Genomic DNA, 19,817 nt, shown 5'->3' on the forward strand with positions numbered 1-19,817 from the left:
AAGATATGAAAAAGATATTATTCATCATGACAGCCGGCATCGCCCTTCTGTTTAATTCATGTGTTGGTCTCGATGTGCCACCTAACAATGTGGTTACCGAGGACCAGTTGATTAGCGATGAGTCCGGCCTTGATATTTATTTTGCCAACATCTATAGCAACATGCCCTTCGAGGATTTCAAATATCGCTTTAGCGAGGGTTTCACCAACAATGGTTGGCTCGTAAGCTTTGGTACCGAGGGTATCGGCGAGGGTGTAGGTCGTGAAGGTTTCATGAACGCATGGCGTGGTGAGGGTAATCCCTACTGGAGTCAGGCATTCAAAACCTTACGCCAGATCAATCAACTCATTCGCGATCTTCCCGCCACAGCCAGCAGTCTGCCAGAGCCAACTCTGAATCAGTACCTTGGCGATGCATATTATTGTCGTGCCACCATTTTCTACGCTATGGCTCGACGCTATGGTGGTATTCCCTTGGTAACGAAAGTCATAGACTATCCTGCAGAAAGCGACGAGCTAGAGGTTCCACGTTCAAGTGAAGAGGATACCTGGAAACAGATTCTGGCCGATTACGACAAGGCTGCCGAACTGATGGGGCCAATCAGTCTGAAAGACGGATATGCCAATAAGTATATAGCTCTAGCGTGGAAATCGGAAGCCGCCCTCTATGCCGCATGTATAGCCAAATATAATCAAACCGTTACTGGTCATCTTACAGGCGTTGGTCAGAAGACAGGTATTCGTGTTATGGGCTTTGAAGATAGTCAAGCCAATAATCTGGCCAACCAGTGGTTCAAAGAGGCCTATTTGGCTGCCAAAGCGATTATCGACAGCGGTAGATATTCACTCTATAAGAAAGGCTGGGAGGCTGGTAACAAGGATGCTATCATGCAGTCGATGGTTAACATGCTCTCTGACTCTGACAGTCCTGAGAACATTCAGACTCGTGAATATAGCTATCCAACCTATGTACACTCTTACGACTCGTACAACACCCCTTGTACCATCCACTCACCATTGTCAGGTGGAACCTGTCCTACAGCCGACTTTATCTCGCTCTTCGACGGTATCCCTGTAAACGCAGATGGTTCAATCAAGACAACGGATGCTCAGGGCAACTATATACTTTACGATAATCCTTTTGATTTCTTCAAGAATGCCGAACCTCGTCTTCGTGCTCAGGTCATTGTACCTGGCGACGTGTTCCGTGGAAAAGTCATTGAAATCCGTCAGGGCATCTATACTGGATCAGAACCTATTAAGCCACTGTTCTCTACCGATCCTAGTGCCGATTACTCTTATGGTAATGCCAGCAAAGGCCCTCAGACTCTTAAAGCCTATAGTGACAAGCCAAAGACTCTCTTTATGTGTCCCAATCAGGGTACTGTTGAGACTGTTGATGTAAAGGGTGTGACTACGCAAGCCACTGGTGCCGATGGTCCCTTCTATAGTTGGGCAGAGGGTGGTGTAACTGGTATGTACTCTCGCAAATGGCTCTATCAGGGTAGCGATGCCCGTAGCGGCGAAGGTGTCTGCGACCAGCACTTCATCCTGATGCGTTATGCAGAGGTGCTTCTCAACTATGCAGAGGCCGCTGTTGAACTTTCTCTTCAGGGTATCAGTTCACCTGACGGTTCCGACATGCTATCTATAGCTAGCGAGGCTATTCGCTCTATTCAGGAGCGTGCTGGTGCTAATGTCATGACCAGCAATCTCACTTCCAATGAAAAGAGTCGTAACATCGTACGCAAGGAGCGCCGCAAGGAACTGGCCTTTGAACAGAAGACCAAGTACGACCTACGTCGCTGGCGCGTGCAGGACTATGACAACCGTGATGGCTTCTGGGGTATCACACGTGATAAGGATTCTTATAGTGATAACAGCCGATACCGTTTCCACGGTCTCTATCCCTACATGTCTGCCCAGTCGGGTAAATACTTCTTCGACTACCACTACCAGTATCTGGGTCAGAACGAGTGCGAGTTCAATGCCATCGACTACTATTTTGCTATCCCTGGTGGCGAGGTATCAAAGAGTCCTGTCATCGATCAGCAGCCCAACAGATAATATAATGATTAATTAAATAAATGACATAAACAATGAAAATAATAAAATGCTATTTACACCTATTCTTAGCGGCGTTCTTGCTCAGCTCATGCGACGCCTTTGAGATTGACAACTATGAAGAACCTGGTGAGACCATTGAAGGTATTGTGGTTGATGCCAAGACTGGCGATCCCGTATTGACTGATCAAGGTTCTGAGGGCATTCGTGTCCGTCTTACAGAGCTTAGTTATGGTGATAATGTAGACCATAATCCAGACTTTTATTGTCGTCCAGATGGCACTTTCCGCAATACCAAGGTCTTTAAAGGAAATTATAACATACGTATTGACGGACCGTTTGTACCCATCTATCGCGACACCGACGATGGTACTGTCATTTCCGACGATACCTGGTACGGCGACATCTCAGGTACTACCAAAGTGAAGTTTGAGGTACATCCCTTCCTGAAAGTAGAATTTGTAGAGACTCCATCTGTATCAAACGGTCAGATTACAGCCAAAGTCAGAGTGAGCCGCGGCATTACGAAAGACGAGTTCCGCAATCTGATTGAGCCAATGGGCGGCTATAGCGACGACTTCACCAATGTCACCGATATACAGCTATTTGTTTCGATGTCATCGAGTGTTGGGTATCGTGCCCGCGACCAGCGCTGGTCTAGTCAGATTAATTATGCAGGTGATAGTTTCGACGAGTTCGAGGGACAGCCCATCACCATTCGTTCTGCCAATGGACAGACCATTCCTTCTGGCCGTCACGTCTTTGTGCGTGCAGCAGCCCGCATCAACTATGATACTCCACGAGGCAGTGGTACCCGTCGTTGGAACTACAGCGAACCTTTTGAAGTCATTATTCCATAGCATCTAAATATTCTATTATGAAGAAAAAAATTATTTCCTTATTAGGCATGGCGCTGACAGTAACCTGCGCCTTTGCCCAGTCAGAGTTCTTCTCACCCTATAAAGCCACATCGCTCCGCCTTCCGGCAGTTCCCATTGTGGTCAACGATCCTTATTTCTCCATCTGGTCGCCCTACGACAATTTGACTGAAGGCAACACACGCCTTTGGACTGGCGATGAGAAGCCTTTAGAGGGCTTGCTTAGAGTCGACGGCACAACCTATCGCTTTATGGGCGACAAAGAGCATAAGGTACTGAAGGCACTTGCCCCTATGAGCGACGAGGCCGCCTGGGAGGGCCAGTACACCGAGGCCAAACAGGCCGATGGCTGGCAAAAGCCCGACTTCAAGGCCAATGGCTGGCAGACAGGCCGTGCTGCATTTGGTAATGCAGGCGACAATATTCGCACCGGCTGGAGCAAGGAGCATAGTGACATCTATATCCGCCGTGAGATTAACCTCACAGCCGAGGATTTGAAAGGCGACCTCTATGCCTTGTACTCACACGATGATGCCTGCGAGTTGTACATCAACGGCACACAGGTAGCAACAGGCCGTATGGATGCAGTATTCAACGAGTCGGTACGCCTGAATGCCCAGCAGAAGCAGTTGCTGCACGAGGGACGTAACGTGATGGCCCTGCACGTGTACAACAACGCTGGCGGCGCCTATGCCGACTTTGGTCTGTATGCCAACATCGGCATCGAAGCCACCTCAGTTAAGACTGCCGTACAGAAGAGTGTCGACGTGATGGCCACTTCAACCTACTACACATTTACCTGTGGTCCGGTAGCACTGGATGTAGTATTCACATCACCCATGCTGATTAACGATCTCGACCTGCTCTCTACCCCCGTTTCGTATGTTTCGTACCAGGTAAAGAGTTTGGACCGTAAGAAGCACGATGTGCAGTTTGCACTGTTGGCAAGTCCACAAATAGCAACCAACAAGCCTCATCAGCCCACAGAGTCATCGGTAGTATCTGTTAATGGCGTGAAGTACCTCAAAACAGGAACTATCGACCAGCCCATTCTGGCCAAGAAAGGCGACGGCATCGGTATCGATTGGGGCTATCTGTATGTAGCCGACTTCAATGGAAAGGTATCACTCGACAGCTACAACAATATTATCGACGGATTTATGACTAAGGGCGACCTGACCTGTGGACAGCAGCAGGTGCGTGCTTACAAACAGAACGATACCCCTGTACTGGCCTATGTGCATAACTTCGGCAAGGTTGACCAGCAGCCTCAGTCGTCGTTCTCTTTGATTGGCTACGACGAGGTAGAGGATATCGAGTATATGTACCAGCGCTACAAGGCCTACTGGGCACATGGTGGCAAGGTGGATATCTTCGACGCTTTCAATAAGTTGAACCGTAATTACAAGAGCATCATGGAGCGTTGCCGCGCCATGGATAAGCAGATTTATGACGATGCCCTGAAGGTGGGTAATGCCCACTATGCCGAAATTCTCTCAGGTGTCTATCGCCATGTATTGGCTGCACACAAGCTTTTTCAGGATAACGAAGGGCATCTGCTGTATTTCTCAAAGGAGAACAACTCAAATGGTTGCGTGAATACCGTAGATCTGACTTATCCATCGGCACCGCTTTTCCTGGCTTACAACCCAGAATTGCAGAAAGCCATGATGACCAGTATCTTTGAGTACAGTCGTTCTGGCCGCTGGACTAAGCCCTTTGCCGCCCACGATCTGGGCACCTACCCCATTGCCAACGGACAGGTATATGGTGGCGACATGCCTATCGAAGAGGCTGGCAACATGCTGACTCTGGCCGCACAGCTCTGCATCCAGGATGGCAACATCGATTATGTAAAGCCATACTGGGATATCCTGACCCAGTGGACCGATTATCTGGTGGAGAACGGACAGGACCCATCAAACCAGTTGTGTACTGACGACTTTGCAGGCCACTGGCCTCATAACTGCAACCTCTCTGTAAAAGCCATCATGGGCGTGGCAGGCTATGCGCTGATGGCTCGCATCAAGGGCGACAACGCTACTGCCGACCACTATATGGATACAGCCCGAAAGATGGCAAAAAAGTGGGAGGCAGATGCTCGCGAGGGCGACCACTACAAACTGGCTTTCGACCGCGAGAACACTTGGAGCCAGAAGTACAACATGATATGGGACAAACTGTGGAACACCAATCTGTTTGGCGATGAGGTCATGCAACGCGAATTGAATTACTATCTGAAGCAGCAGAACGATTATGGCCTACCTCTCGACATCCGTAAGGACTACACCAAGACCGACTGGATCATGTGGAGTGCCGCCATGGCCAACGATAAGGATACCTTCCTGAAGTTTGTTGAGCCCATCTACAAATATATGGACGAGACAGGATCGCGCGTTCCCACCAGCGACTGGCACGACACCAAGACTGGTCTAATGATCGGCTTCAAAGCCAGATCGGTAGTTGGTGGATACTGGATGAGATTATTAGTTAAGTAGTTTTTTAGTATGAAAATGAATGTCATAAAGAGTATTCTGGCTATAGCACTGTTTCTGGGAGACAGCGCTATGGCTGCTACTCACCCCGCCGACCTTGTCAATACGCTGGTAGGCACTCAGTCTACTCACGCCATCTCCACAGGCAACACCTATCCAGCCATTGCCCTGCCCTGGGGCATGAACTTCTGGATGCCGCAGACGGGCAAGATGGGCGATGGATGGGCTTACACCTATGACGCAGGCAAGATTCGCGGTCTTAAACAGACCCACCAGCCTTCGCCATGGATTAACGACTACGGTCAGTTTGCCCTCCTGCCAACTATCGGCACAGTGTTCGATGAAGATGAGCGTGCCTCATGGTTCTCACATAAGGCAGAAACGGCCCGCCCCCATTATTATAAGGTCTATCTGGCCGATTATGATATCACTGCCGAGTTGACCCCTACCGAGCGCGCTGCTGTGATGCGATTCACCTATCCAGAGTCATCTGAAGCCCGCATTGTCGTCGATGCTTTCGATAATGGTTCCATGATTCGCATTGTCGACGACCGACATATTGAGGGTTATACTACTAAGAACAGCGGTGGTGTACCCGAAGGATTCAAGAATTTCTTTGTCATAGAGAGCGATAAGCCTTTCACATTCATCTCTACCGTTGCTGATGGAAAGATTATGAAAGGTAAGCATGAATTCCAAGGCAATCATGCTGGTGCCGTGGTAGGCTTCGAGACAACACGTGGCGAACAGGTTACCTTGCGTGTAGCCTCATCGTTCATCAGTACCGAACAGGCACGCCTGAATCTGAAAGAGGTTGCAAGACGGTCGTTCGATACCGTCTGCAAAGACGGTCGCGACCGATGGAACAGCGTCTTAGGCCGATTGGAGGTCGATGATCCAGATATCGACCATCTGCGCACCTTCTATTCCTGCCTTTATCGCTCAGTACTCTTCCCCCGCATGTTCCATGAGGTTAATCAGGCAGGCGAAACAGTACACTATAGCCCATACGACGGACAGGTTCACAGCGGCCGACTATTCACTGATACTGGTTTTTGGGACACATTCCGTTCGCTCTTCCCACTGCTCAACTTGGTTTATCCCGAGATGAGCCAGCAGATGCAGGAGGGCTTGGTCAACACCTATAAGGAAAGTGGCTTCCTGCCCGAATGGGCCAGTCCGGGTCATCGAGGCTGCATGGTAGGCAACAACTCAGCCTCTGTAGTGGCTGATGCTTACCTGAAGGGTATGCGCGGCTATGATGTTGAGACACTGTGGCAAGCCGTAAAACATGGTGCCAATGCAGTTCACCCCCAGGTTTCGAGCACAGGTCGTCTTGGCTTCGAATACTATAACCGTCTGGGTTACGTGCCCTATAATGTAGGAATCAACGAGAGTGTAGCACGTACGCTGGAATATGCCTACGACGATTGGTGCATCTATCGTCTAGGGCAGGCACTCGGCAAATCAAAGAAGGAGTTGAAGCCATTTAAAGAGCGCGCCATGAACTATCAGAACGTGTTCGACCGCGAGAGCAGTCTGATGCGTGGCCGCAATGAAAACGGCAGTTTCCAAAGTCCCTTCAATCCGTTGAAGTGGGGCGATGCCTTTACTGAGGGCAACGCTTGGCACTACACATGGTCGGTATTCCACGACCCCGCAGGACTCATCCGTCTGATGGGCGGTCGAGACCACTTCGTGACCATGCTCGACTCTGTGTTCAACCTTCCCCCAGTCTTCGACGACAGCTACTACGGCTCCGTCATCCACGAAATCCGCGAGATGCAGATCATGAACATGGGTAACTATGCCCACGGCAATCAGCCCATCCAGCACATGATCTATCTCTACGACTGGGCTGGCGAACCTTGGAAGGCTCAGTATTGGGTACGTCAGGCGATGGACCGCCTCTATCAGGCAAAGCCCGACGGCTATTGTGGCGATGAAGACAACGGACAAACCTCTGCATGGTATGTATTCTCAGCACTCGGTTTCTATCCCGTCTGCCCAGGATCAGGTCAGTATGCACTTGGTGCGCCTTACTTCAAGCGTGTCACCCTGCATCTGCCCGAAGGCAAGACCTTGGTCATCCGCGCAGATAGCAACAGCGCAGAAAACTGCTATGTAAGCGAGATGACCCTGAATGGTGCGCCCTATGATAAGAACTATCTGGAACACACTGATCTGCTGGCTGGCGGCAGCATCGACTACCGTATGTCGTCCAAGCCCAACCACCAGCGTGGCACTCAGGCTTCCAGCCTCCCTTATTCATATTCAAACGAGACAGCTAAACCTGCATCAAAACACTAATGAAGATAAGAAATACATGTTTAAAAGGTTGATACGTTAGTAGTTTCTATCGTGAGAGGGCGGGGTCAGGCGTGATTTCCGTCCTCTTTAATTCTGTATTAGTATGGCGAAAGCACCTGGGTCTTGACAAAAAAGAAGAAAAATCTTTTGTATTGTGCTTAGTAAATCGTACCTTTGCAGCGAAATGGCAATCCTTATACAGGGTCTGTACCAGATAAAAGCAAGAGAGCAATGGTTAAAGAACAACAAACGACGGAAGTAGTAGTGGTTGGCGCAGGACCTGCCGGCACCACGTGTGCCTATCAGTTGAGAAAGGCGGGCATAGAGTGTCTGTTGCTGGATCAGGCAGAATTCCCGCGCGACAAGATTTGCGGCGGTGGACTGACAACGAAGGCATACACATTACTCGCCAAGCTGATGCCAGACTTCAAATACGACTATCAGAGCATTAAGAAAGTCAAGGTAAAGATGGGGAATACCGTCTTTGAATTTGAGCCAGCCGACGAACTGAGGATTGTTAGCCGAAAGGTGTTCGACTATGAGCTACTGCAACAATACCTGCAGGCTGGCGGACAGTTTAAGCAAGGAAGTTTTGCGAGATACGACGTACAGCCTGACGGACGAATACTCGTCACGCTGAAGTCAGGACAGCAGATACTATGTAACTACCTGGTAGGGGCCGATGGAGCTAACAGCCGCGTAAGAAACCAGATGAAAGGCACAACTGCAAAGATTCTCTGTTTAGAGCAATATGTCGAAAAGTCGAAAGACGCGGTAGAAATAGAGTTGTCAAGCGAGAAATTCAACAAAGGCTACTATTACCTGTTTCCAGGCGTAGATTACGATGTAGTAGGCTTTGGCGACCAGCATACAACCATTGAGGGTTTCCGCCAGATACTGGCCGAGCGCGGCATCAAAGAGACAAAGCTCAGAGGTGCCTATATTCCTGTGGAAGAAGTGGTGTCAGACCTTGATAATATCATCCTGATAGGCGATGCTGGCGGATTTCCGAACAAAGTGAGTTATGAGGGACTATACTATGCCATAGCCACAGGCATGAATGCAGCAAAGGCCATCAGCGAGGGAACACCCTTCAGCAAGGTTAATCACAAGATATTCAAGAAAAAGCGCCGCGAGCAGACGTTAGCAAATCTCTTTTACAGCCGCTTAGGCTTGGCAGTCATCAAGCTCCTAGCCAGATATCCTAAAGTAATCAAGCTGGGTTTCGATAAAGCCATCTCACCTGATAAATAGAAGAAAATGAAAAAAGACAGTATACTGATTCTCAGCGGAGGCATGGACTCCACCACCCTGTTATACGACTACCAGGAACGCATCGCCCTGGCCATCTCGTTCGACTATGGTTCCAACCACAACGCCAAGGAGATTCCCTTTGCCCGCTGGCATTGCGAGCACCTGGGTATCAGACACATCGTCATTCCCCTCGAGTTCATGAGTCAGTACTTCCGCAGTTCGCTTCTCGAAGGCGACGCTGCCATCCCCGAAGGCCATTACGCCAGCGAGAACATGAAGTCGACGGTAGTGCCTTTCCGCAACGGCATCATGCTCGCCATCGCAGCAGGAATGGCCGAGTCGAACGAACTGCAGTATATCATGATGGCCAACCACGGAGGCGACCACACCATTTATCCTGACTGCCGCCCAGAGTTTGTCGAGGCCTTCGATGCTGCTGTCCATGCCGGCACCTTCAATGGTGTGCGTCTGCTCTCACCCTATTGTAATATGACCAAAGGCGAGATTGCCGCCCGTGGCAAGGAGCTGGGTATCGACTACAGCAAGACCTGGTCGTGCTATCGCGGAGGCGACAAGCACTGTGGCAAGTGCGGCACCTGCGTAGAGCGTAAGGAAGCCCTTGCCGATGCCGGCATCCCCGACCCTACGGATTACGAAGGTCTTTGATACAAGATTGAGCTTTTACGGTTCTATTTTGCTCCCTTACGACGATTGCATTCACGACAGAGCATCTGGCAGTTTTCGATGACGGTACGCCCACCTTCACGCCATGGAGTAATATGGTCGCCTTCCATAAACTCATAGTCGAACTCTTTGCCACACGATTTGCAGATATGGTTTTGCTGCTCCCATACAGCCAACTTAATATCTTCAGGAAACGCCCGCAGGTCGAGATAATGTTCATCGCCCGTCAATACATAAGGGATAATGCCCGCTTGTTTCTGAATCTCACTGTCGCGCATCAGTTCTGATATACGTTTACTCAGAGCCACAGTGTCGAGAGTCTCAGAACCATATTTATCATAGAGCGCCGCCCAATCGAGACCTTTCATAATCTTTTTAAACCGCTTCATGTCAAAATTGGTAATGGCCCAATTCAATACCGTCTGAAAGTACGACCACAAGTTATTTGCATTCGGGTCGTGCTGATGAGCCGACATATAGCTAACGGCCGTCATGCGATGACCATTGCGTGTCTCGTGCTCAGCCATCCACTCCAACGCTTTCTTCAGGAAGTCCTGACGGATGGGGGTTCCATTTACCAAATCCTTGCCTAAACGGTACGCTCCACTGTTTGATTTCGAAAAGTGACGCTTGGCATCCGAGACGAATGGGCCAGCAAAGATTGCATTGTTAATCTCTTGCTCATTAAGTGGTTTACCTGCGATGTTGATGGTCTGAAACCATTCCAGCTTTTCACTGGCGTCACCTTCGCACACGTAGACCGTCAGCGGATAGTTCAGAATCTTGCGCTGGATATCTTCGGGCTGATTGAAGAAGTTCTTAAACTCATACGAGAACTTACCTGCTACGTATTCGCAGAGTGAGAGTGTACGCTGCTGACCGTCCATCACCTCATAAGGGCAATCGGCATCATCAGAGCGTTTCACCCAATACATCACATTCAGAGGGTAGCCGTGCAATACCGTTGTGATGACAGCCTGCTGCTCTTTTTCGTTATAGATAAACTCACGCTGATAAGGTGGGCGAATGTCGAGTTTGCCATTATAACCACGAACACCTTGTTCATCGTTATTCACGTAACCGAGGGTTATCTCACCGACGGTTACTTCTCGTTGGGTAATAGTCATCATATCGTTCTTGGGTTTTTGTTGCGAATAATAACTCTTGCGTATTGTCTTTTACCATTTACGACTCCACAGCCGCCTCGATCTTCTGGATGAGGTCTGTACTGTAGTTCTTTAAGTACAGAAGAAGGGGCAGAAGCTCTAGTGTTTCCACATGCTTGCCAAATAATCTCAAATTGATTGGGATTGTATTTGTCGAGGAATGTAATAGGTACTCCCATGTAGCCGTCATAGTCACATGGAATATCCACGGTCTTGCAAATATTAACCGCATCGTAATTATCATATTTAGGATATTCTTCTGGTGAGTAATGACACACCAAGTCTAATTCTTCATTACGTTTTGGAATTTCAAGGTTTGTCATCCATGTAACACCTGACACACGTATCATATTCTGTTTATGATCGCCAGCAGTTGCAATGTCTTCGTATGGTGAGAAGAAATGAGCCGCAGCGCCCTTAAATCCATAGCCAAGCCATACTTTGTTTTCTTTAATCAGAGGGAACACTTCTTTGTATGTAATGGCATTCTGATGCCCGACAATCAAGAATTTCTTCCCATACTCCATCAATTGTGCGATGTACTCCCTAAACAATGAAAATGGTGGATTTGTAACGACAATATCAGACTGCTTTAGCAGTTCGATACATTCTGGATCTCGAAAATCACCAGTCTTTAATGTTGATAGTACATTCTTGTCATTCTGTAACAAATAACGTACATCACTGAGGTCAACAGCTCCGTCACCATTCATGTCTTTGACCTCTGTAATCTCCACCTTGTAGGCAATCTTCTTTGGCTCATCAGAGAAATCTCCAAAGTCAATCATCAGTTCATTACCCTGAACAGGCGAGCCATTGTAACAGGTACAAATCAACTTCTTCAGCCCCAATTGATTGAAACGAAGAGCGAAGTATTTAAAGAAGTTGCTCTCATAAGGATCGTCACAATTACACAACACCACCTTATCACGAAAGTGCGGCCAGTAGTGCTGCAACTCTCGCTCAATATCGGTCATCTGCGTGTAAAACTCATCCTTCTTAGCCGTCTTGGCGGCGTTTAGGTTTTTGTTTGCCATACGCTATGCATTATGCGTATTGCTTATCTTCGGAGGTAGGCTATAGGGCATAAAGAAAGCATGGACGATCATCACCCATGCTTCAACGGCCCTAGGAAGCCTAAATACACCAGATAAGTCACGCCCATGCATATCGCACAGACGTTTGCGACTTATTCTTTCGGCATATTAGTTCTTGAATTTCCTAGGTTCTTGAAGCAATTCCGAATAACAGCAAACGCTTGTTAATTATTTCCCACAAAAGTCACACTGGCACCTCCTCTGAGGCTTGTTGCCAATGTTCGAGGGCAAAGGTACGAAAGTTTTTTGGAAAAAGGAAGAAAGTTCTGGAAATAATGTTTCTTTCGATGAGAATTCACGCTGAATTCAATTGGTTTCACTTTGTGAAACATAGCATAGACAGGCTCTTTAGCCTGTTTGCGCAACGAGAACGAGGATAGTTCTCAGGGGGAGTTTGGATAGTACAAACTATGGGTTTGCTTACGAGAAACTACCACTTTCCTTACGAGAAAGTCTGTTGGTATTTTGGGGAACGAATGATTTTGCAAAAACACCTAACCACCTAACCCTCGATTTTGCTAAGAGCCTCACACAAAACGACTTACACGAAAACAGAGTTCTCCAACACCTAACCCCATACCTAACCCTACACCTAACCCAGAAAAGAGTGAGGTGTTGGGTTAGGTGTTTGTGCAACACCTAACCCTCTGAAACCCTAGTAAATACTAAGGATTCGGAAGAAAGGGTTAGGTGGTTAGGTGTTTTTTATCGAGCATCGTTGCAACTAATTCATATCCTTTTGCCGTCAATAAAGGGTAAAGAACATTTAAGCAAAAAGATATGAAAAGAATGATTAAGATGGCTGCAGTCGTGACTGCAGTGATGATGAGCCTGACGGTTCAGGCAAAAACTCAAGACGTTGGCGGACGCGTGATTGACGCAAAGGGTGAGCCACTGCCATTTGTCAGTGTGGCACTACTTACGGCGGATTCTACCTATATACAAGGCGCCACGAGCGACGTAAACGGGTGCTTTCAGATTAAGACAACAGAAACGTGTTGTATCCTGCGATTCTCATATATTGGCTACAAGACACAATATGTTGATGTGAACGGTTCAGAAATTGGTGCCGTTCAGATGGAGCCAGACCAGACCATGCTCAGCGAGATTACCGTGAAAGGGCAGATGCCGAAAACCAAGCTGACGGGAAACTCTATGTTGACGACCATTCAGGGAACCGTGCTCGGCCTGTCGGGAACAGCCATGGAGATGCTGGCCAAAGTGCCTGGCATGATGATGAAGGGCGACGATCTTGAGGTATTGGGCAAGGGGACGCCGATATTCTATATTAACGGGCGCAAGATGAAGGATAAAGATGAACTGAAGCGCTTACGCTCAGAGGAAATCCATAGCGTGGAAGTGATTACCAATCCTGGCGCGGAATACGACGCAACGGTACCTGCTGTGGTCCGTATCAAGACCGTTCGCCGCGAGGGGGCTGGTTTCGGCTTCGACCTGATGGCTGCCAACAATCAGGACCTGGCGTTTGGTTTCAGCGATCCTAGCACCACGCTGAACCTGCGTTATCGCCACAACAACCTGGACTTGTTTGGTATGGTGAACTATTGGTCGTGGGATAGTCCTAACGACCTGCGTATTACGCAATCTACATTCTTAAAGGCGGATGAAGGCATCAGGAATATTCTTCAGGACAGCCATGCACGTAACGACTGGCACGGAGAGGGTCTGAACTACAATCTGGGCTTTAACTGGCAGATTAACGACAAGCACTCGCTGGGTGCCAGAGTGGAACGCCACAACCAGTTTAATACGTATAATGACATGTGGGTAGATACCGAAAACAATCTCACAGGTCGCGACCTTTCGCACCAGGACGGTCATACCCATTATCCGTACAACTGGCAGAGCAATGCCTATTATAACGGCCAGGTGGGCAAACTGAACATCGACTTGAACGTGGATTTTCTGACAGATAAAGAGAATGACGACGACCAGATAGATGTGTATTTGCCAGAAACCCAGACTATGCAGCAGAACTCGCATACATGGTCGCGACTCTGGGCTACCAAACTGGTGCTGAGCTATCCTGTTTGGAAAGGACAGTTGCAGGCTGGAACGGAGATGAGTTTTGTGAAACGCCAGAGCAGTTCGTCAATTACCAACTATCCCCTCCCCTCTACCGATACGGATGTAAAGGAGAACAACGTGGCTGCCTTTGTGGCTTACAATGCCAACTTGGAAAAATATGGTACCGTTAGTGCCGGACTGCGTTACGAGCATGTAGGTTTCGACTACATCGACAACCTGGATGCCGAGAACAATATGACGCGCTATCAGGACGAGTTCTTCCCGAGTGTCACATGGTCAAAGCAGTTTGGCCCTATCCAGACCTCGCTGAGCTATACCATGAAAACCGTGCGTCCGAGGTACAGCTCACTGAACGACCATATTTACTATCTGAACTCGTTTACCTTGCAGCAGGGCAACTCGAAACTGAAAAACGCCACCATGCAGGAGGTGAGCATCAATGCCCGTTGGAAGTGGATTAACCTGTTTGCTGCCTATGAACGTCGCGACAACACCATCACACAGGTGCCAATGGTCTATAACAACGAGGGTATCATGCTGCTGAAGCAGGCCAATCTGTCCAACCCCGTCCGTAATCTGGCCATCTTCCTTTCGGCCAATCCTACATGGGGTGTATATAGCCCAAGTTGGACGATTGGCGGGCAGAAGTTCTGGAATACGATGACGTTCGACGATCCTCGTAGCGCTACAGGTAAGACTGATGTGATCTTCACCAAGCCCATCTTCTTCTTCGACCTGAATAACACCTTCTGCTTTAAGCACAGCTGGCAGTTGGAGGCCAATGCCAACATCCAGACCAAGGGCGACGTACTGAACTTCCGTATTCTCTCACCCTCATATAATGTCAGTTTTGTGGTACAGAAGTGCTGGTTGAAGAACGATGCCCTGTGCCTGCGTGCCAGCATCAGCGATGTGTTCCAGCGTAGCGTACAGGATATGGCTCATGACTGTGGTTTCTTCTACACTGTGCAGAAAACACGAAGCCGTAGCCACCGTCTGGACATCTCTATCCGTTACACCTTCAATGCCCAGAAGAGTAAATATAAGGGAACCGGTGCAGGTAAAGCAGAACAAGAGCGCATGTCTAATAACAATTAACCCGAGAACAATCAGGGCAGCCACGATGGTGACTGCCCTGACGGATATTGATGTTATAGGAATCCTCGGATTAATAGCCGGGGTTCTGCTCCCAACCAGGGTTCAGGTCGAGCATCTCCTGCTCTACAGGGAAGATACGATGACGCTTGTCGAAATTGGCAAAGTCGTACTTCTTATAGTGGGGGAAGAACTCGTCCTCGAAGTGGCCGAAACGAATCATATCGTTACGACGCCAGTTCTCATCGAAGAACTCACGGCCGCGCTCGTCGTAAATCTCCTGAAGCGTAGGCTCAGCAGCAATCAGAGGAGCACCGGCATAGGTACGAATCTGGTTGAACAGCTCCATAGCGCCGCTCTGTCCGAGACGTGCGAGGGCCTCAGCCTTCATCAGCAGGATGTCGGCATAACGGAAGATGGGCACGTCGTTAGACTGGTTACGGCCATTGTTGTAGTCGGCAGGAGTCATGAACCACTTGATAGAGTGGCAACCCTGCTGGATGGCATTATCATCGTTACCGACATCGATGGTGTTGTCTTCCTTTATGAGCTTGATGTCTTCGGTGAAGTGAACCTGCTTGCCGTTATACATGAATGGCTCAGTAGTTGGCTTCAGGGTCTTGGGGTCGCGATTGTAGATGTCGCCACGCAGGATGCTGAGGTTACGGATGTCGCCCTCCAGACAGAACAGTTTAGCGAACTCAGGCGTTACAACAATGTTACCACCAGTAGACTGTGTGAACTTATCAGTTGAACCATACACATTCGGCATCAGGTTCTTCAGCTGCTTGAACGAGCGAGGACGTCCGTACTGCATGCCCTGAAGGGTGAGGGCATCGTAAGGAACGGCATAGATGAAGTCTTCGATCTGTGAGCCATTGTCATAAGAGAACTTATGCAGATAGTCGACAGAGCCGAGGTTGAACTTACCGCTGCTGATAATATCATTGCAAGCAGCAATACAGTCGTCGAGCTTGGGGTTGGCAGCAGTGGCTGCATCGTACTGATCGACAGACGCTGCGGTGTAAACAGCCCAGTTGATGTAGAGCTTAGCCAACAGAGCTTTTGCCATCCACTTGGTCGGCTTGCCATAAGTGTTTGCTGTAACATCCTCTGTAAGCGAAGGAATAATCTCTGTGAGCTCTTTCTCAATCCACTCAGCAACTTCCTTACGTGGAGAACGGGCAACAACCTCACCCTCGGCAGGAACCTTCTCAAGGATAGGTGTATCGCCAAAGCTGTCCATCAGCACCCATGTGAAATAGGCACGCATGGCACGGGCAGGAGCTGTCATCTGTACAGAGGCGCCGCTGCCAAGTTCCTCAAGAATGGTATTTGCCTTTGTGATACCAGACGTTACCTCTGAATACCAGTCGAGCGAAGCATCGGTAGCAACGCTGCTATGAAGAGCCTGGTGGGCATAAGTACCATCGTCGTAGTAACCACCATCGAAGGCAAGACAGGTGAACTCGTCGGAAGAAAGGCCCTGTGCCTCCATGTAACGACGGCCCAGAGTGCCTGACATGTGGAAATAGACGTCGGCCATCTTTGCCTCTACGACAATCATCGGGTCGACTCCAGAATTCTTACTGGGGTCTTCTGTATACTGTGAACTTGGAGCAACATCCAAATCCGTACAGCTGGTAAGCGCTACGGCAAACATGCCAGCTGCGAGAAATACTTTATTTAGTTTCATAATGCTTGAATCTTATTATATGATAATCACTTTATTTCTTCTTGCCATCACCAAAGTTGATCTTTACACCAACCATGAAGGTACGTGTATGGGGATAGCGGCTCCAACGGTAGTCGATACCTGGGTCAATACCACCAAGATTAACTTCTGGGTCGAGACCCTTGTAGTTCGTGATTGTGAGAAGGTTGTTAGCTGTACCATAGAGGGTAAGATCCTGAATCCAGTCGTTGAAACAGTTGCGGAATGTGTAGCTCAGAGAGAGCGACTGCAGACGTACATAAGTGCCCTTCTCGATCCAGCGGTCAGATGGAAGTGAGCCGGAAGCATCACCTGCTGGGAATGACAGGAACTCCTTCAGCACGTTCTTACCATCAGAGAACATCTGGGCGCTGGTGTAGTGAGCACGTGGACCATTGTAAACATCATGGCCGAATACGCCAGTGATGAAGGCATTCAGATTCCAGTTCTTGTATGTCAGACTGTTGTTCCAACCAGCATTGAGCTTAGGCTGTGCACAACCAGTGATAGCACGGTCCTTCAGACCAGGATTGTTGGTTGTCTCGCCAGTCTTATTTCCATTCTCATCAAGTACATAGTACTCAGAACGTCCGTTTACAGTTCCTGCATACTGATAAGTGTAGAATGTACCGATTGACTCACCCTCCATAATGCGCTGAGTCCATCCGTTGGCAGAGACACCTGCCACCATAGGATCACCCTGAGACAGATTGGTGGTATGATAGGTCTCATTCTGCATCTTGTCTACAGTATTCTTGTTATGCGACAGGTTGATAGTGGTGCTCCATGTGAAGTCCTTGGTACGAACAGGAACAGCATTCAGCGAGAACTCGATACCCTTATTGGTCATCTCACCCACGTTAGCATCCATCCAACCATATACATACTGTGTGGTAGGAACAGGATAGCTCCAGATCAGGTCCTTGGTCTTCTTGTTGTAAACCTCCAAGGTACCATTGATACGTCCACGCAGGAATGCGAAGTCGAGACCGATGTTAAGCATAGAGGTGGTCTCCCACTTCAGGTCGGGGTTAGCGTTCTTTGTGGCACCATAGGTGCGATAGGTCTTACCATCGTAAACGAATGTACCAGAAGCGCCATAAGTAGCGTATGAAGAATAGACATCGAATCCCATAGCATTACCGGAAATACCATAACCGGCACGCAGCTTCAGGTTATCGAAGATCTTCTGATTCTTCATGAAGCTCTCCTCTGTGATATTCCAGGCTGCTGATACAGAGGGGAATGTACCCCATCGGTTGTTCTTACCGAATACTGAAGAGCCGTCACGACGAATAGTTGCCTGCAACATGTAGCGACCGTCGAATGAGTAATTGGCACGGCCATAGAACGAGATGTTGCGGACATTCTCTACATAGCCACTTGATACAGAATTCTGAACAGGAAGGATGGTCTGTGCATACGACATATTGTACCATGTCAGGTTGTCGTTGTAGTAGCCCTCAACACTCAGGCCGAAGCCGTCGTTGTTCTTCTTCTCCTCCCAAGTGTAACCTGCCATCAGATCAACCTTATGCTTACCTGTTGTGAAGCCGTAGTTCAGATAGGTCTCAAAGGTCTGCTCGCGGCCGAAGTAGGTATTGCGGCTGGCCTGACCATTCTTGTTACCGATACCCTCGAGCTGAGAGTTGCGGGTATTATAGGCGCTATAGGTGCTCTGGTAGTTGCTCCAAGAGTAGTTGACATTCCAAAGCAGGTTTTTGATAATCTCGAGAGTTGCCTTACCAATAAACTGGTTACGCTTCCAAACGGTCTCTGATGTATTCTCTTCCATCAGAGCGAGTGGGTTATAGTTCTTTGAACCAGCACCAACTGTCCATGAGCCATCGGCATTCTTGGCAGCATTGGTTGGAGAGTAGTAGTTCATGGCATCGAGCACTGATGCGCCCTCATTGCCTGTAGGCACACCGAAGTGCTTGCCATACATAGAATTCAGACTCATAGACAATGTGAGGCGGTCCTTCAATGTCTTGGTAGAAACGAGTGAACGGACATTGAAACGGTCCATACCTGTCATCTTGACAACACCCTCACGCTTCATGAGGTTACCGCTGATCATATAGTTGGTACGGCCATTTCCACCGCTGATACCAACGTTGTGGTTGTGGCTGATACCAGTACGGAGCACTTCCTTCTGCCAATCCATGTCGGCACCACCATCCTTCAAAGCAACACCATTCTTTGATGCGTACTCGCGGAGATCGCTGGCTGAAGCCATATCATAGGTCTTAAGGATATTGTCGAATGCTACATAACCGTTGTATGTTACGTTTGTCTTCTCTTCGGCACCTTTCTTGGTAGTAATGATAATAACGCCATTGGCAGCCTTAGAACCGTAGATGGCGGTAGCAGTAGCATCGCGCAACACGTCGATGCTCTCGATGTCATCGGGAGAAACGATAGAGATGTCAACACCAGGAATACCATCTACTACATAGTATGGTGACATGGCACCAGAACGAAGTGTAGAAGCGCCACGCAGTGTGATGGTAGGAGAGCCGTTAGGGTCTGCTGTAGAAGATACAACCAGTCCGGGCACCTTACCCTGAAGCATCTGACCAGGATCGGTGAATACACCCTTATTCAAGTCTTCTGCCTTAACGGTGGTGATAGATGAGGTAACGTCCTTACGGCGCATGGTACCATAACCTACGACAACCACTTCGTTGAGCACCTTGTTGTCTTCCTGAAGAGTGATGATCATGCCGTTTTTGGCAGCGAGGGTTTGTGAGGTGTAGCCTACATAAGAGAAAGTAAGCTGGGCACCCTGTTTTACGGTCAGTGAGAAGTTACCGTCAAAGTCGGTTACTACACCATTAGAGGTTCCTGCCTCGAGTACGCTTACGCCAATGAGAGGCTCACCAGTAGCGTCCAGTACAGTTCCCGACACCTTGTTCTGTGCCAGCATCACCGTACTGCACAACAGAAAGAACACGAAGAACATGGCCTTCTGCGTTCCATGCTTGAGATTTAGGATCATTTGCATAATAA

The 19,817-nt window shown here is 48.7% G+C and carries 11 protein-coding genes; 7 read left to right on the plus strand and 4 right to left on the minus strand.

Annotated elements, in window-relative coordinates; translation table 11 throughout:
- Nucleotides 1–5: 5 nt before the first annotated feature.
- The 6 genes from T325_RS11810 to queC all read left to right on the plus strand — a co-directional run bounded on the left by T325_RS11810 (nucleotide 6) and on the right by queC (nucleotide 9,666).
- The gene (locus T325_RS11810; protein ID WP_051949880.1) at nucleotides 6–2,066 is read left to right on the plus strand and encodes a RagB/SusD family nutrient uptake outer membrane protein; all 2,061 of its coding nucleotides are present in this window, start codon (nucleotides 6–8) and stop codon (nucleotides 2,064–2,066) included.
- 32 nt (nucleotides 2,067–2,098) lie between these two features.
- Nucleotides 2,099–2,923: a DUF3823 domain-containing protein gene (locus T325_RS11815; RefSeq protein ID WP_036914267.1), complete on the plus strand. Its 825-nt coding sequence runs from the start codon at nucleotides 2,099–2,101 to the stop codon at nucleotides 2,921–2,923.
- A gap of 17 nt (nucleotides 2,924–2,940) precedes the next feature.
- Nucleotides 2,941–5,439 (plus strand): glutaminase family protein, encoded by a 2,499-nt coding sequence (locus T325_RS11820; protein WP_036914269.1) that lies wholly within the window; start codon nucleotides 2,941–2,943, stop codon nucleotides 5,437–5,439.
- Between the two features lie 15 nt (nucleotides 5,440–5,454).
- Nucleotides 5,455–7,746, plus strand: a complete 2,292-nt coding sequence (locus T325_RS11825; RefSeq protein ID WP_036914543.1) for a GH92 family glycosyl hydrolase — start codon at nucleotides 5,455–5,457, stop codon at nucleotides 7,744–7,746.
- 231 nt (nucleotides 7,747–7,977) lie between these two features.
- Nucleotides 7,978–9,000, plus strand: coding sequence for an NAD(P)/FAD-dependent oxidoreductase (locus tag T325_RS11830; protein ID WP_036914273.1), 1,023 nt, complete (start codon nucleotides 7,978–7,980; stop codon nucleotides 8,998–9,000).
- 6 nt (nucleotides 9,001–9,006) lie between these two features.
- Nucleotides 9,007–9,666 (plus strand): 7-cyano-7-deazaguanine synthase QueC, encoded by a 660-nt coding sequence (gene queC, locus T325_RS11835; protein ID WP_036914275.1) that lies wholly within the window; start codon nucleotides 9,007–9,009, stop codon nucleotides 9,664–9,666.
- Between the two features lie 23 nt (nucleotides 9,667–9,689).
- Here queC and T325_RS11840 read toward each other — a convergent pair whose 3' ends face one another.
- A complete protein-coding gene (locus T325_RS11840; RefSeq protein WP_231622234.1) occupies nucleotides 9,690–10,814 on the minus strand; it encodes an HNH endonuclease family protein in 1,125 nt (374 codons plus the stop codon).
- Nucleotides 10,811–11,887 (minus strand): adenine-specific methyltransferase EcoRI family protein, encoded by a 1,077-nt coding sequence (locus tag T325_RS11845; protein WP_036914278.1) that lies wholly within the window; start codon nucleotides 11,885–11,887, stop codon nucleotides 10,811–10,813. The genes T325_RS11840 and T325_RS11845 overlap by 4 nt, the downstream gene beginning before the upstream one ends.
- 840 nt (nucleotides 11,888–12,727) lie before the next feature.
- On the opposite strand from T325_RS11845, the gene T325_RS11850 reads away from it, so the two are divergent.
- Nucleotides 12,728–15,094, plus strand: coding sequence for an outer membrane beta-barrel family protein (locus T325_RS11850; RefSeq protein ID WP_081911219.1), 2,367 nt, complete (start codon nucleotides 12,728–12,730; stop codon nucleotides 15,092–15,094).
- A 70-nt stretch (nucleotides 15,095–15,164) separates the two neighbouring features.
- Here T325_RS11850 and T325_RS11855 read toward each other — a convergent pair whose 3' ends face one another.
- Nucleotides 15,165–16,787 carry a RagB/SusD family nutrient uptake outer membrane protein gene (locus T325_RS11855; protein ID WP_036914284.1) on the minus strand — a complete coding sequence of 541 codons (1,623 nt, stop codon included), beginning with the start codon at nucleotides 16,785–16,787 and terminating at the stop codon, nucleotides 15,165–15,167.
- Between the two features lie 31 nt (nucleotides 16,788–16,818).
- Complete coding sequence (locus T325_RS11860) at nucleotides 16,819–19,806, minus strand: SusC/RagA family TonB-linked outer membrane protein (protein WP_369794053.1); 2,988 nt, start codon at nucleotides 19,804–19,806, stop codon at nucleotides 16,819–16,821.
- Nucleotides 19,807–19,817 lie beyond the last annotated feature (11 nt).

The organism is Prevotella sp. FD3004 (assembly GCF_000746155.1).
Lineage (GTDB): Bacteria > Bacteroidota > Bacteroidia > Bacteroidales > Bacteroidaceae > Prevotella.